The sequence below is a fragment of the Bacillus cereus group sp. BfR-BA-01381 genome, from assembly GCF_022663555.1.
Taxonomy (GTDB): domain Bacteria; phylum Bacillota; class Bacilli; order Bacillales; family Bacillaceae_G; genus Bacillus_A; species Bacillus_A pacificus.
Genome location: NZ_JAKUFR010000053.1, coordinates 21,389 through 36,187 on the forward strand (window position 1 = coordinate 21,389; position 14,799 = coordinate 36,187).

A 14,799-nucleotide genomic window follows, 5' to 3' on the forward strand; every position below is an offset into this window, starting at 1 on the left:
CTCATTCATACAAACATTATTGTATTAGTATTGAGGGTTTTCGATTATTTTAAACAATGAAATTTCGAAAATAAAGAGCTCCTTCAATTAAGAAAGGAGCTCAAATGCACGTGCTGGCCAATCGGTAATAATGACATCTACGCCATAATCAATCATAGTTTGTAAATCTTTGTATTCGTTAATTGTATAAGGACGGAAAACATACCCTTGTTTTTGCGTGAGTTGAACAAATTCCTTTGTTAGTAGCTCAAAGTTTGGATGTAAACCAGTTGCTTCTCTAGTTTGTGCTTCAGCGATAGGATCAGCAAGTGGTGTGTCATATAAAATTGCTCTTGGGATTTCAGGAGCTATTTCTGCTAATAATGAAACAGAGTCGTGATTAAATGAAGAGAATACAATTTGATTAGAAAGATGATATTCTCGAACGAGAGCAACAACTTTTTCTTCAATGTTTGGATAGTGAATCACGTCTGTTTTTAATTCAATATTGAGTTGTAAGCTTGTTGTAGATAACCAAATAAATACTTCTCGTAACGTTGGGATTTTTGCTTCATGGAAAGAAGGATCTTTATGGCTGCCGGCATCTAAAGCTTGTAACTCTTCTACCGTTTTTTCAGAAACAAGACCCATGCCATTTGTTGTACGATCGACTGTTTCATCGTGAATCACGACAAGTTCACCATCTTTTGATAGGTGGACATCAAGTTCAATTCCGTGGGCGCCAATGCGTTCAGCTTCTTGGAAGGCAATCATCGTATTTTCTGGATGTGTTCCTTTTACGCCGCGATGAGCGAAAATAAGTGGTTTACTCATGTGAAATTCTCCTTATCGTTTCTTTTCTTTCATTATGAAACTGCTTTTGAAAAAATACAATTTAATATGACAAACATTTACAAAAGTCTAACAGTTGCACAAAAGTTAACGTTAACGTAAAATGTAATAATCGAGTGAAGGGAGGAATAAACATGTATAAGATTGATGAAGTCACAAAGCAAGTTGGTTTAACAAAACGTACACTTCGTTATTATGAGGAAATTGGTTTAATTCATCCCCCAGAACGTAGTGAGGGGAACATTCGCCTGTATACAGACGAAGATATCGCTAGAATTAAAAGAATTGTGGAAGCGAAAGAAGTGTTAGGGATTACGCTTCAAGAAATGCAACATTTTTTATCGTTAAAAGAAAGAATGGAGCAAAGAAGAAATAGTGAGAATCCCCGTGATCGTGAAGTGATTCAAGAAATTAAAGAGATGCTTGAAAAACAAGTGCAAACGCTAGACGAGAAAATGGAGCAAATGCAGCGTGTAAAGGGAGAACTTGAAGACAGCTTACATCGTGCAGTGACATTTTTAGAGAATACAAAAGGAGAGTAATCAAAATGGAGAGCAAACAAAAACTAGGGAGATTGATTACAGTGTTGGCTACTTTCCTTGCCTTTTCAGGTATAGGGGTAGTCGACCCAATTTTGCCGATTATTGCTGAAAAGATTGGTGCATCGCATTGGCAAGTAGAGATGTTATTTACAGCGTATATTTTGACGATGGCAATTATGATGTTACCAGCTGGAATATTTGCATCGAGATTTGGTGATAAACGGATGATGACAATCGGTCTTGCAATCGTGACTGTATTTGCGTTTATATGCGGTATATCGCAAACGATTGCTCAGTTATCTCTTTTCCGCGCTGGATGGGGATTAGGGAATGCGATGTTCTTCGCAACGGCGATGACTTTATTGATTGCATTAAGCAAAGAAGTTCATGAAGCGGTAGGGTTATATGAAGCAGCTATCGGTTTAGGAATGGCAGGTGGACCATTATTAGGCGGGATATTAGGTGGACATTCTTGGCGTTACCCATTTTTTGCGACGAGTATTTTAATTTTCTTAGCATTTATTTTAGTTTTCTTTTTTGTGAAAGAACCAGAGCGAAAAGTGAAGCGTAAAGCGGCAGGCGTGGGAGAATTACTTAACCTGGTGAAGTATAAACCGTTTATGCAAGGCGCCATTTCAGGAATGTTATACTACTACGGATTTTTCGTTGTATTAGCATATTCACCACTTATTATGCATTTATCTGCTATTCAATTAGGATTTGTATTTTGTGGGTGGGGACTCGCGTTAGCTTACGGTTCTGCAATTTTAGCACATAAGTTAGAAGGGAAATATGAGCCGAAAACATTGTTAAAAGGCAGTTTACTCGTATTTGCGCTGTTCTTAATTGCACTATTCTTCGTGAAAATTATGTGGTTACAAATTGTATTAATTGTTCTATCAGGATTAGCATCAGGATTAAATAATGCATTATTTACAAGTTATGTAATGGATATTTCACCTTATGAAAGATCTGTTACATCTGGTGTTTATAACTTCGTTCGTTGGTTAGGTGGCGCAATTGCTCCAATCTTATCAGGAATCATCGGCCACACTGTTTCACCGCAAAGTCCGTTTTTAGTCGGTGGAATTGTTGTGCTAGTCGGTTGTGTAATGATTTTAATTCCGATTCGAAAACCGGTAGAAGTAGAGACAAAAGCCCTTTCTTAAGAAAGGGTTTTCTTTACATGTATATGTTAGAACCCTCTGACTAAAATATATTTTCGGTATTTTTGTACTTTTAACTATACTTTTTGGATGTTTTGTTTTATTTTTGTTAGGGGACATTAATGATGTCCCTATTATAAATTTGCATTGAAAGGCGTGATTGTACGATGGAACTATGGTTCACTGAAAAACAAACAAAACATTTTGGGATTACGGCGCGTATTAACCGCACATTACATACGGAGCAAACAGAATTCCAAAAACTTGATATGGTTGAAACGGAAGAGTTCGGAAACATGCTTATTTTAGATGGCATGGTTATGACAACAGAAAAAGATGAGTTCGTTTATCATGAAATGGTAGCGCACGTACCTTTATTTACACATCCAAACCCTGAAAACGTATTAGTTGTAGGTGGCGGCGATGGCGGTGTTATTCGTGAAGTGTTAAAACACCCAAGCGTAAAGAAAGCAACTCTTGTTGAAATCGATGGAAAAGTAATTGAGTACTCTAAACAGTACTTACCATCAATTGCAGGCGCGTTAGATAATGAGCGTGTAGAAGTAAAAGTAGGAGACGGTTTCCTACATATCGCAGAAAGCGAAAATGAATATGACGTAATTATGGTAGATTCTACTGAGCCAGTAGGACCAGCAGTAAACTTATTTACAAAAGGCTTCTACGCTGGAATTTCAAAAGCGTTAAAAGAAGATGGTATTTTCGTTGCACAAACGGACAACCCTTGGTTCACACCAGAACTAATTACAACTGTGTTTAAAGACGTAAAAGAGATTTTCCCAATTACTCGTTTATACACAGCGAACATTCCAACTTACCCAAGTGGTCTTTGGACGTTCACAATCGGATCTAAAAAACATGATCCATTAGAAGTAAGTGAAGAGCGTTTCCACGAAATCGAAACGAAGTACTACACAAAAGAATTACACAATGCAGCATTCGCATTACCGAAATTTGTTGGCGATTTAATTAAGTAAGAGAATCGTACGGAACAAATAAAGTGTAAGTAGCTCATTTAAGGTGTTTGTCCAGAAGACTTGAACATGCTAGCTATTTACACTTCTGTAAAGAAAATTGTCTTCTTTTTATGAAACAGAAGACCCGGTAAATCGAGAAAGAGGAGCAACTCGCTCCAAATTTGAGAAATAATGAAAGGTTGGGATACCTTAAGTTCCACATAAGGAGGAAAAGAATATGCGTTTTGATGAAGCTTATTCAGGTAAAGTATTTATTAAAAGTCATCCAAGTTTTGAAGAGTCAAAAGTAGTTATTTATGGGATGCCTATGGATTGGACAGTAAGTTACCGTCCAGGATCTCGTTTTGGCCCTGCACGTATTCGTGAAGTATCAATCGGTCTTGAAGAATATAGTCCGTATTTAGATCGTGAACTAGAAGAGGTAAAATATTTTGATGCGGGTGATATCCCATTACCATTCGGAAACGCACAACGCAGCTTAGACATGATTGAAGAATATGTATCAAAACTTTTAGATGCCGATAAGTTTCCACTAGGTCTCGGCGGTGAGCACTTAGTGTCTTGGCCAATTTTTAAGGCAATGGCAAAAAAATATCCGGATTTAGCAATCATCCATATGGATGCTCATACTGATTTACGTGAATCGTATGAAGGGGAGCCTTTATCCCACTCTACACCAATTCGTAAAGTGTGTGATTTAATTGGTCCGGAAAACGTATATTCTTTCGGAATTCGTTCTGGAATGAAGGAAGAATTTGAATGGGCGAAAGAAGTAGGTATGAACTTATATAAATTTGACGTATTAGAACCGTTAAAAGAAGTATTACCGAAACTTGCAGGACGCCCAGTCTATGTCACAATCGACATTGATGTATTAGACCCAGCTCACGCTCCAGGAACAGGAACGTTAGAAGCTGGTGGTATCACATCTAAAGAATTATTAGATTCCATCGTAGCAATTGCAAATTCAAATATAAATGTAGTTGGAGCGGACTTAGTAGAAGTAGCTCCTGTCTACGACCATAGTGATCAAACACCAGTCGCAGCAAGCAAATTCGTGCGGGAAATGCTGCTCGGTTGGGTGAAATGAAAGCGGAATCCGCTGTAGCTGGATAAAATAAGAGCCCTCTATATGATTAGAGGGCTCTTATTTTGTCGTTATGTGTCGGTAAGTCGATATGTCTTGTCGAATCGTCGATATAACGAAAAAATCGTTGATATATTTTGAGTTATGATCGATATATTTGAAAAATCGTCGATATAATTTCATTTACCATTACGCAACATTAAAAAGAGCTATTCCCAACCAAAGGGAATAGCTCTTTTTCTTATGCAACCTTCTCTTCCGAAGTAATGCCGCGAATGTCATCAGCAGAGCGAATTGGATATTTACGGAACACGATTGATCCGATGTACCCAACAATTGTGGTAACGATTCCGCATAATAGAGCAGCAATTGTTACTTTTACAACGTCATTAAATCCGAATAAAACAAGAAGTCCTGGTATTGGTGATGCTGTTCCTGGTGCATTATTAACGAGCTGGAACAGAGATGTAATAATACCAGCAAGTGCACCGCCAACGAAGTTTGTCGCATAAATTGGAATCGGATTTGCTGAAACAACATCGGCTTGTGTTAAAGGTTCGATTGCTACAGCAATTGTGTCTTTCTTTGAACAAATCTTTAGTCGTTTAAAGAAAATAAAGTTCATTGGGGCTGAGGCTGCTACGGCAAGACTACCAATTGCCATTGGTAAACCTGTTAATCCAAGCATTGCAGTGAGTGCCATAGAACTCAGTGGAGAGGTAGAAATAACTGTTATTAATCCACCAAGCATAATACCCATGATAATAGGGCTTTCTGTAGTTGCAACTGAAATCATAGAACCGATTTTACCAAGTGTTGCGTTAACGAGCGGATCCATAAGCATTGCCATTCCGCGTGAGATTGGTGCAGCGATAAATAAAATTGCTAAAAACTCTACACCAGCCGGTAATTTCTTTTCGAGAAATTTCACGACGAAGGCACAAACGTATCCAGCGAAAAATCCTGGTAAAATACCAAATCCACTAGTAGCGATACCGATTAAAACAGCATATACGGGGGAAACACCGATTGCTAATGCGACTAAAATCGCTGCTGCGACACCGCTCATACTACCGGAAGCTTCTCCTACTGATTGTAAAAAGTCATTATGAAACATTTCTCCACCGATATAACGGTGAAATGCTTCAATAAGAAAACTTGCGATTGCTGCATTAGCTAAAGCACCCATCGCCTTCATTCCGTAAGGCGCACGGTAACTGAAAAGTGTAAATAGACAAAGTACAACAAGTAATAGTGCTAAACCTTGCAAGATAGCCATTTGAAAACTGTCTCCTTTGATTTTTGTAATAAAAATTCGTATCATTCAATAATAATATAAAAGTGTATGAAACGGAAAAATTTTTTCTTGGGAACTTGCTGTAAGAAAAAATCCCTTACAATAATGTAAGGAAAGTGTAAGACTTTTAGATAGAGTATAGTATGCCATTTTTCGTATAATACAAGTATAGATATATGACTAGGGAAAAAGAAGTGCAAACAGGAGGTTCATGTATGAAATTGGTAATTAAAGTTTTAGCTGTATTCGCCATTATTCTAGGTGGAACAGCGTATTATTTGAACACAAAAACAGAAGGTGTACATGCTTTTGTAGACAACTTCTTTTCAAATAAAGAAATACAAGATTATTATGCGGTAGTAGATAAAGGTGAGAAAAAAGACGGAGAATACTTGTATACTTTTAAAGGGTATACAGAAGACGGAAAGTTACAGGTTATTAAAAGAATGATGAACCGTGAATTACATACGGGTGCTTTTATAAAAATTTATGCAAAAGGTATGCAAGGAAAAGGATGGGCTGAAATCCCGAAAGAATCAATTCCGCAAAAAGCGTTGGAAAAAATAGAAAAACGATAAAAGGAGCGACTCATTCGCTCCTTTTTTAGTGCGTTAAAATAGTAATAGATGTTTTTTCTTTGTTAGAAATGATTTTTACACGTCCGCCAATTGGAAAAGTGAAAATCGGGGTTGTATGACCGAAACTTGCGTTTGCAATGATAGGGATATGTGCAAGCTCAGGCTTTGAAGCAATCATTTCTTGCATGTCGTCTATCGTACATTCTGCACCTTTTTGCATCTTTCCTATAACGATGCCTTTTACATGTTCAAAATCTTGCTGCTGCATAAGAGAATGTAAATATCGATCAAAAGTTTTAAGAGTAGCTCTCCCAGTTAAACTATCCTCTTCAAGAAATAAAATTTTATCCTTTAAGTTTGGCATATATGGTGTACCTTGTAGCAAGTTTAAGGTGCTCATATTACCACCAATAATCTCTCCAGTTGCTTCGCCCTCGTGAATCGAAACATATCCTTCATTCTTAATAAATTCTCGATTTTCCTGATCAATGTACCAAGAATCATCACTCCATGTTTCAGATGGTAGGACTTCAATAGGTTCAGTAGAAGTTAAGCATTGTAAAAAGTAATCGTTCGTATACTCGAGACCTTTCTCCATTCCAAATGAAGAGAAATGGGGTCCTGAATATGTAACGAGTCCTGTTTTAGTGTAAATTGCATTATTTAAAGCAGTAATATCTGAATAGCCACAGAAAAATTTCGGATTTTCTCGAATTAAATTATAATCGAGGTGTTTCAATAAACCGTTAGAGTTGTATCCGCCAAGTGTCGTCAAAATGGCTTTTACATTCGGGTCTCTAAATGCTTCGTGAAGGTCTTGAACGCGTGAAGAAATAGAAGAAGAAGCAAAGCGATCTAGCTCTTCAGCGTGTTTTGAGAACGTAACTTGAAAGCCCATATTGTTAAATTTTTTTATAGCAAGCTTCCTGTTTTCAGTTGAGACAATACTTAAACTACAAGATGGTGAAATCACTCTAATTTCATCACCTTTTTTTAATTTTGTGGGGAGCACTTCATTCACCTCTTTAAATGAAAGAATATTTAGATTTAAAAAATATTTTATCATATGAAATAAAGTGAAAGTGAATTATTTTTTGAAATGGAGTTTTCCTGATTTTTCAGCAGACAGACAGAGGTTTTTTTTGATATGATAGGAAAAGTGATTTATTATAAGTAGTATTTAATATCTATAACATTTGAAAGGTGTGCAAGACGTGGAGAAACAACTTGCAGGCTTGCCGGTACACGTTCATTTCGTAACAGAAATCCGTGAAGGGGCGAGGAAGGAAACCGTTGCTTTTGAAGCAAATGGTCAATACTATGTAAAAGGTCAAGGTACATACGTAACATTCCAAGAGCCGAACGAACAAGGCGAAGTGAAAACAATTATTAAAATTCAAGATGAACAAGTTCTCATTATGCGTTCAGGTGCTGTTTCAATGCGTCAAACGCATGTGAAAGGTGAATGGACAACTGGTACGTACACGAGTGAACTTGGTACGTTTGCATTGCAAACAAAGACTGATAACGTTCTTTTTAAATGGTCGGATGAAAAGAAAAAAGGACAACTCTTCTTAACGTACGCATTGCTTCTAAGTGAACAAGAAGCTGGCAGATATACAATTACGATTAATTTGAAGGAGGCAAAATAATGAATTCTTTAGAACAAGTAAAAGGATTAATTAAAGAAGAAATTCAAGCTGCTGTATTGAAGGCAGAATTAGCGACAGAAGAACAGATTCCAAACGTTGTATTAGAATCTCCAAAAGATAAGACAAATGGTGACTTCTCTACAAATATGGCAATGCAACTTGCACGCGTTGCAAAGAAAGCACCTCGTATGATCGCAGAAGAATTAGTTGCAAACTTCGATAAAGCAAAAGCTTCTATTGAAAAGATTGAAATCGCAGGTCCTGGTTTCATTAACTTCTACATGGATAATAGCTACTTAACAGACTTAATCCCAACTATCGTTAATGCTGGTGAAGCTTACGGTGAAACGAATACTGGTAAAGGTGAAAAAGTGCAAGTTGAGTTCGTATCTGCGAATCCAACAGGTGACCTTCACTTAGGGCATGCACGTGGTGCAGCAGTAGGTGACACGTTATGTAACTTATTAGCAAAAGCAGGATACGATGTATCTCGTGAGTACTACATTAATGATGCTGGTAACCAAATCCATAATTTAGCTCTTTCTGTTGAAGCTCGTTACATGCAAGCTTTAGGCTTAGAGAAAGAAATGCCAGAAGACGGATACCATGGTGCGGACATCATTGCAATCGGTAAACGTTTAGCTGAAGAGTTTGGCGATCGTTATGCGAAAGCTGATGAAAAAGAAAGTTATGAATTCTACCGTGAATACGGTTTAAAATATGAGTTAGCAAAACTTCAAAAAGACTTAGAAAGTTTCCGTGTTAAATTTGATGTATGGTTCTCAGAAACATCATTATATAAAAATGGAAAAATCGATCAAGCTCTTGCTGTATTAAAAGAGCGCGATGAGATTTTTGAAGAAGATGGTGCAACTTGGTTCCGCTCAATGACTTACGGTGATGATAAAAACCGTGTATTAATTAAAAATGACGGTTCTTACACGTACTTAACGCCAGATATCGCGTATCACCGTGATAAATTAGAGCGTGGTTTCGATAAGTTAATCAACATTTGGGGTGCTGACCACCACGGTTACATTCCACGTATGAAAGCTGCTATTCAAGCGCTAGGTTACGATAAAGAAACACTTGAAGTAGAAATCATCCAAATGGTACAACTATACCAAAACGGTGAAAAAATGAAAATGAGTAAACGTACAGGTAAAGCAGTTACACTTCGTGAGCTTATGGAAGAAGTAGGCGTGGACGCAATGCGTTACTTCTTCGCAATGCGTAGCGGTGATTCTCATTTAGACTTCGATATGGACTTAGCTGTATCAAAATCTAATGAAAACCCAGTATACTACGCACAATATGCTCATGCTCGCGTATGCAGTATCCTTCGTCAAGGTGAAGAATTAGGATTAGCTACAGGCGGAGACGTGAACTACAAACTTGTTACTTCTGAGAAAGAAGTGGAGTTACTGAAAAAACTTGGTGAATTCCCAGCAGTAGTTGCGGATGCAGCACAAAAACGTCTACCACACCGTATTACAAACTATGCATTTGAATTAGCAGCAGCATTACACAGCTTCTACAATGCAGAAAAAGTATTAAACCAAGATAACTTAGAATTAAGTAAAGCTCGCTACGAGTTAATGAAAGCAGTACGCACTACACTTCAAAACGCATTAGCAATCGTAGGAGTATCTGCACCAGAAAAAATGTAATGAAGAAAAGCGGAAGCGGCTCGTTCAGAATAGGAGGGGGATGGAGCTCCTGACAGAGAGGCGTACTTTGCCTCGGAGGAAGGCGCGAAGCCACCGAGTATTCTAGCCGCTGAAGCTGGACAATAGAGAAAAGCGGAGCCAATTTTTCGCTTTCAGTAAAAGGCAATCACAAGATGTTGTGATTGCCTTTTTGTATGGAGATAATAAAAAAATAAAATTTTATCAAACAAAAGGAGAATTTGCGTCGTCTTATATAAATGACAGGAGGTTTATGATGGAAGAAAAGGTAGAAGAATTGATTGATATATATAAGCGGCAAATATATTCCTTATGCTATAAGTTAGCGAAGACAAAAGAAGACGCGGAGGATATTTTTCAAGAGACGTGGATAAAGGTTTTTTCATCGCGGCACCAACTTTCTTACGTGGAGAATTATAAAAAGTGGATTACTACAATTTGTGTTCGTACGTTTTAGGATTTTTATCGTAAGAAAAAAAGGTGGAAAGATCGAATATTGGATTTGTTTCATAAAGAAGATGGTGGAGAAATAGACTTCTCGGATGAAGTGAATATATCAGAAGAATTTATTCAAAAAGTGGAAGCGGAAATGATACGGGAAGTTATACAGTTATTGAATGAAAAGTATAAAACTGTGCTCGTACTCTACTATTATGAACAATATTCTTATAAGGAAATGAGTGAAATATTAAATATACCGATTGGTACAGTGAAATACTGCCTTAATTATGCGAAAAAGCAAATGCGAGAACATTTGGAGGGGTTCGTTTATGAAGGAAGATAAGTTTGATCAAAAGATAAAAAGTAGTTTAGCGAGAGAGATGATTCCTAGCGAAGAGCTGATAAATCATACGAAACAGAGCGTGCGAAATGCTCGAAAATTAGAGAAGAGGTGGATGATTGGTATTCATGCCATTTGGATTGTTTTATTAACAGTTGTTATAGAACAATTTGTCACTCATTTGGATCATAAAATTCCTATGTTGATAGCAATTGTGATTATGATGCACGTATACATTCCGATATATGTTGTCATACAGTCATTTTTAAAGAAGGAGTATAAATTACATGATAGAGTTCGATAATCCGTTTGTAATATTTGAAGTAGCTGGAGTGATAATGCTTTTAGCTTTTATAGCACTTTTAATATGTGTTGCATCATGGGTATATACAGATGCTAAAGCACATCAAATGAGTAAAGGGTGGAGTGTTTTAGCAGTTATATTACCATTCTTTATTGGATTTTTATTATATATGGTGAGAAGAAGTAAAAAGAAAGTTGAAGGAGAATATAGGATGAATTTTGTTAAAAAGCAGAAGGTAACATTAGTTGCGATATTGGCAAGTACAATGTTTGTATTACTTAGTGGCTTTACTTTTGCACAGACGTTAGATGATGCGTGGAGAGCAGGAAATATATATTTAGAAAATGAGAAGCAAGGAGAGACAAGTTACGAGGCAAAATTCTCATCATGGGATATTGCTGGGAAAGATATTGAACTTGAGTATGCGAAAGATACAGAAGTAACATTTTTTTATGAGACGGATGCAAAACGTGGGAATTTGTGCTTTAGCTTGTATGAAAGGCAAGGAGAAGGTATAAGAGAGTTAAAAGAGATCTGTGAATCGAAAAAAGGTACTTTTAAATTGACGTTGAAAGCAAATGAAAAGTGTGTATTGAACATAAGTGGATTAAAAGTAAAAGATGGTTTTGTAAAAGTGAATTGGGAAACAAAATAAAGGACCATGAGAAAGGCCCTTTATTTTATTGGATTGTATACGTAACCGAAAAGCTAACAGGACTATAGTAAACGTAAGGTGCATGAAATTGAACGTACATATTTCCATCTGTTTTTGCAGTGAAAATTCGTCCGTATCCATCAGAATAACGTCCAATAAGATTATGATTTGAGTCATAAACACTGTAACTAGGAGTTTTGCTGTTAGGTTGAATTGTTAGCTCTTGTCCCTTTTGAAGGAAAATAGGTTCTTGCTCAGAACTACCTCCAGTTTGCAAAGAATAAAATTTCGTAAAGCTCTGTTCTTGAGTCGCGGCAGCAACCTTCGTTTCAGCAATAAAAGCGGTAGCACCAGTAATTCCTGCTAAAGTTAACGCACCGGCTAAAATCATTTTTTTCATAGTAGAAAAACCTCCTTATTAGTTGTAATCATTTTTGTTACAGTTAATATTGTATACGATAATGGGTAGGAAAAAATATGCTTTTATGCATATGTATTTTTTCTCAATAAAGACCACTGATAAAAATCAGTGGTCTTTTAAATGATTAAGCAGCTTTCTGTTCGGTTTGAGTAACAGGTTTTTGAAGAGTGTTATAAACACCAGTTCCGATAACTTCTAATGCCATTTTCATACGTTCAGGTGAAATATTCTCCAATACGTTATCTTGAGGTGTATGGTATACCTTCTCAATATGATAGATTAATGGATTCCAACTATCGACACCCATCCAGATGAATAGGGCGGCCGGAATACCAACTTCAGCAAATGGTACGTGATCACTAGAGCCAAATTTCCCTTGAAGAACGAGTTCATTATTTAATTGTTTACCTGCTTGTAAGGCTGCGTCTGTTACAAGGTTTGGAGAACCGTTGGGCGTCATAGCATATAAATTCTTCGCCTTATCGTAATTTGTTGCAACCATGTCTGCGTTAAAGACACCTAAAATCCGGTCACGTTCTTTTTGGGATAGACTATTAACGTAATGATCAGAGCCAAGTAAGCCAGTCTCTTCAGAACCGAAAGCAATAAAACGAATTTCTTTATCAGTTTCTACATTTTGAAAAGCGCGTGCTAACTCTAATACTAACCCTGTACCAGAAGCATTGTCATTTGCTCCAGGTGCTCCAACGACACTATCATAGTGTGAACTTACAACGACAGCTTTTTCATTACCTGTACTATTTTTTGGTTTCTTTTTAGCAATGACGTTTAATGATGTTAAATTAGATTCATGTCTTGCTTTTAGGGAAAGGATTGTTGTCCCTTTTTTAGCGATTTCTTCTTTAAATGCATTTCCTTGTGCATAAGCAAGACCAAAGACAGGGATAGACTGTTTTTTCGTTAGGCGGGGATTGAAAGTTTGTCCGTAGTTTCCACGTCCACCAATTAAGCTGTATAAAAGAACACCTTTTGCTCCTTTGCTAACAGCATTTTCAACTTGTTTATTATAGTCTGCAACTGTTGTTCCTCTTTCGAATAGAACGATTTTTCCGTTTACTTCATTTGGGATATCCTCTAATTTTGTCCCACCTTGAACAAAGATAAGAGGGGCTGTAACAGCCTCTGTAGAAATTAGTGCGTTAGGGGCGGCACCAGCTTGCCAATTACGCTTTGTGGATAATGGTGATTCAATAAATCCAACGTATTGATCCGGCACTTGGAATGGTTGATATTCTACTTCATAGCCCATTGATTTAAGCTTCATACCAACGTAGCGGGAGGCCCATTCCTCTGATTTTGTTCCACCGGGGCGAGGACCAATTGTTTCGGATAAGAAACGGATGTGTTCGATAGCACGGCTTGCATCAACTTGTTTTGTGATAGATGAAGTCTGTGTGATTTCTGGCGTGGAATCAGCTTTGGCTTGTCCAATCGGGGCTAAGCTAACAGCGAGTGATACAGCAAGCAAAGAGCTTACTATTTTTTGTTTCAAAGATTTTTTCATTTCTTCCTCTCCTATTCTTCTATTCTCTCTGACTGACAAAAGAAGACGGATAACGACTTCATTTTACCTTTACCTTTATGGTTTTTCAATATTCTGACATTGATAAATAAAAAAATACTATATGCATATTTGCATATTTTTGACGGAGATATGTATGCTATCATTTTAAATGAAGGTTTGCTTTCTGCTTGGAAAGCTCCTACATTGCATGAATCTAGTGTACCCAAACTTTAGATTATGTAGAGAAAAGAATCCACTGTAGGGTTTCTTTTCTCGTGTTTGAATCATGTGATGATAAATATGTTTCCGCATTTCATAATTATCATCAGTGATATATGTAAGGCATCCATATGAAAATACGAGGCTGTTCAAAGGTTTTCCGTACTTTTGGACAGCCTCACCCCGTTAAAAGGACGATACTCTATGTATCGTCCTTTTTTGTATAAAAAAACACCCAATCAAATGTTCACTTGATTGGGTGTGAAAAACTATTAATAATATTTTTTGCGTTTTGTAGCTAAAATACTTAACAAACCAGCTAGTAGAAGTAGGATACCTACTGTTTGAGTAGAATCTTTTTTGTGACCTGTATTTGGAAGTTCTTTACCTGTATTTCGGTCATCTTGCTGTTTGTTTTTATGTGTTTCAGGATTTCCTTTTTCTAGTTCTTCGGAAGTACCTTTACCGTGTGTTTCAGGATTTCCTTTTTCTAGTTCTTCGGAAGTACCTTTACCGTGTGTTTCAGGATTTCCTTTTTCTAGTTCTTCAGAAGTTTCTTTTCCTGTTTCCTCTTCTTTATTAGGAGGAGCAACTGGTTTATCCTCTCCACCTGATGAAGAATCGATTTTTTTATTTGAAACTGTAATTTGTAGTGGTGTAGCTTGAGCTTTTTCAATTGTAAAGCTTATTGGTGATGCATCTAATTGATAGCCTGTAGGAGCCTTTGTTTCCACCAATTGATAATTACCAGGTTTCAAATCATTTACGATTAATTTACCATGCCCATCTGTTTTTAAGCCTTCTCGAACTACTTTTCCATCTTGATCTAAAATATTGAAAATGGCACCCTCAAGTGTTCCATTGTGATCCATATCAACTTTAGTTAATTCTATTGAACCTGTTGTTAAACTATTTAAAGCAGTCACAGAAGTAACTTGAGATTGTCCTTTCGTAATAGTGAAAGGAATTGGCTTAGCGTTTAAATCGTATCCAGTAGGAGCTTTCGTTTCAATAAACTGATAGTCACCCGGACGTAAATCAGAAACAGAAATTTTTCC

General features: G+C 36.9%; 15 protein-coding genes and 1 pseudogene. 10 read left to right on the top strand and 6 right to left on the bottom strand.

Features of this window, described 5'->3' with window-relative positions; all coding sequences use genetic code 11:
* Nucleotides 1–87 precede the first annotated feature (87 nt).
* Nucleotides 88–813 carry a glycerophosphodiester phosphodiesterase gene (locus tag MR079_RS17995; protein ID WP_139868535.1) on the bottom strand — a complete coding sequence of 242 codons (726 nt, stop codon included), beginning with the start codon at nucleotides 811–813 and terminating at the stop codon, nucleotides 88–90.
* A gap of 152 nt (nucleotides 814–965) precedes the next feature.
* On the opposite strand from MR079_RS17995, the gene MR079_RS18000 reads away from it, so the two are divergent.
* From MR079_RS18000 to speB, 4 genes are all read left to right on the top strand, one after another.
* Entirely contained in the window at nucleotides 966–1,373 is a 408-nt protein-coding gene (locus MR079_RS18000; protein WP_000276568.1) for a MerR family transcriptional regulator, read from the top strand.
* 5 nt (nucleotides 1,374–1,378) lie between these two features.
* Nucleotides 1,379–2,542 carry an MFS transporter gene (locus MR079_RS18005; RefSeq protein WP_242294386.1) on the top strand — a complete coding sequence of 388 codons (1,164 nt, stop codon included), beginning with the start codon at nucleotides 1,379–1,381 and terminating at the stop codon, nucleotides 2,540–2,542.
* Between the two features lie 164 nt (nucleotides 2,543–2,706).
* Nucleotides 2,707–3,534 (top strand): polyamine aminopropyltransferase, encoded by an 828-nt coding sequence (gene speE / locus MR079_RS18010; RefSeq protein WP_000424696.1) that lies wholly within the window; start codon nucleotides 2,707–2,709, stop codon nucleotides 3,532–3,534.
* A gap of 217 nt (nucleotides 3,535–3,751) precedes the next feature.
* A complete protein-coding gene (gene speB / locus MR079_RS18015; RefSeq protein WP_001209831.1) occupies nucleotides 3,752–4,624 on the top strand; it encodes an agmatinase in 873 nt (290 codons plus the stop codon).
* A gap of 238 nt (nucleotides 4,625–4,862) precedes the next feature.
* Here the strand turns inward: speB and MR079_RS18020 are convergent, their stop codons facing one another.
* The gene (locus MR079_RS18020; protein ID WP_242294387.1) at nucleotides 4,863–5,900 is read right to left on the bottom strand and encodes a PTS sugar transporter subunit IIC; all 1,038 of its coding nucleotides are present in this window, start codon (nucleotides 5,898–5,900) and stop codon (nucleotides 4,863–4,865) included.
* Between the two features lie 233 nt (nucleotides 5,901–6,133).
* On the opposite strand from MR079_RS18020, the gene MR079_RS18025 reads away from it, so the two are divergent.
* Nucleotides 6,134–6,496: a YxeA family protein gene (locus tag MR079_RS18025; protein ID WP_000779929.1), complete on the top strand. Its 363-nt coding sequence runs from the start codon at nucleotides 6,134–6,136 to the stop codon at nucleotides 6,494–6,496.
* 25 nt (nucleotides 6,497–6,521) lie between these two features.
* Here the strand turns inward: MR079_RS18025 and MR079_RS18030 are convergent, their stop codons facing one another.
* A complete protein-coding gene (locus MR079_RS18030) occupies nucleotides 6,522–7,508 on the bottom strand; it encodes a S66 family peptidase (RefSeq protein ID WP_139868529.1) in 987 nt (328 codons plus the stop codon).
* 202 nt (nucleotides 7,509–7,710) lie between these two features.
* On the opposite strand from MR079_RS18030, the gene MR079_RS18035 reads away from it, so the two are divergent.
* The 5 genes and pseudogenes from MR079_RS18035 to MR079_RS18055 all read left to right on the top strand — a co-directional run bounded on the left by MR079_RS18035 (nucleotide 7,711) and on the right by MR079_RS18055 (nucleotide 11,576).
* A complete protein-coding gene (locus MR079_RS18035) occupies nucleotides 7,711–8,148 on the top strand; it encodes a YwiB family protein (RefSeq protein ID WP_000414867.1) in 438 nt (145 codons plus the stop codon).
* The gene (gene argS, locus MR079_RS18040; RefSeq protein WP_016719022.1) at nucleotides 8,148–9,818 is read left to right on the top strand and encodes an arginine--tRNA ligase; all 1,671 of its coding nucleotides are present in this window, start codon (nucleotides 8,148–8,150) and stop codon (nucleotides 9,816–9,818) included. The genes MR079_RS18035 and argS overlap by 1 nt, the downstream gene beginning before the upstream one ends.
* A 274-nt stretch (nucleotides 9,819–10,092) precedes the next feature.
* A pseudogene (locus tag MR079_RS18045) lies at nucleotides 10,093–10,620 on the top strand (RNA polymerase sigma factor).
* On the top strand, nucleotides 10,607–10,921 hold the full coding sequence (locus MR079_RS18050; protein WP_139868525.1) for an anti-sigma factor: 315 nt from the start codon (nucleotides 10,607–10,609) through the stop codon (nucleotides 10,919–10,921). Before MR079_RS18045 ends, MR079_RS18050 begins: the two are co-directional and overlap by 14 nt.
* A complete protein-coding gene (locus tag MR079_RS18055; protein WP_242294388.1) occupies nucleotides 10,905–11,576 on the top strand; it encodes an anti-sigma factor in 672 nt (223 codons plus the stop codon). Before MR079_RS18050 ends, MR079_RS18055 begins: the two co-directional genes overlap by 17 nt.
* Nucleotides 11,577–11,601: 25 nt before the next feature.
* Here MR079_RS18055 and MR079_RS18060 read toward each other — a convergent pair whose 3' ends face one another.
* From MR079_RS18060 to MR079_RS18070, 3 genes are all read right to left on the bottom strand, one after another.
* Nucleotides 11,602–11,976: a hypothetical protein gene (locus tag MR079_RS18060; protein ID WP_242294389.1), complete on the bottom strand. Its 375-nt coding sequence runs from the start codon at nucleotides 11,974–11,976 to the stop codon at nucleotides 11,602–11,604.
* A 145-nt stretch (nucleotides 11,977–12,121) separates the two neighbouring features.
* On the bottom strand, nucleotides 12,122–13,522 hold the full coding sequence (locus MR079_RS18065; RefSeq protein ID WP_139868521.1) for a M28 family metallopeptidase: 1,401 nt from the start codon (nucleotides 13,520–13,522) through the stop codon (nucleotides 12,122–12,124).
* Between the two features lie 491 nt (nucleotides 13,523–14,013).
* Nucleotides 14,014–14,799 (bottom strand): MSCRAMM family protein (locus MR079_RS18070; protein WP_242294390.1); only part of this gene is annotated, 786 nt, incomplete at its 5' end.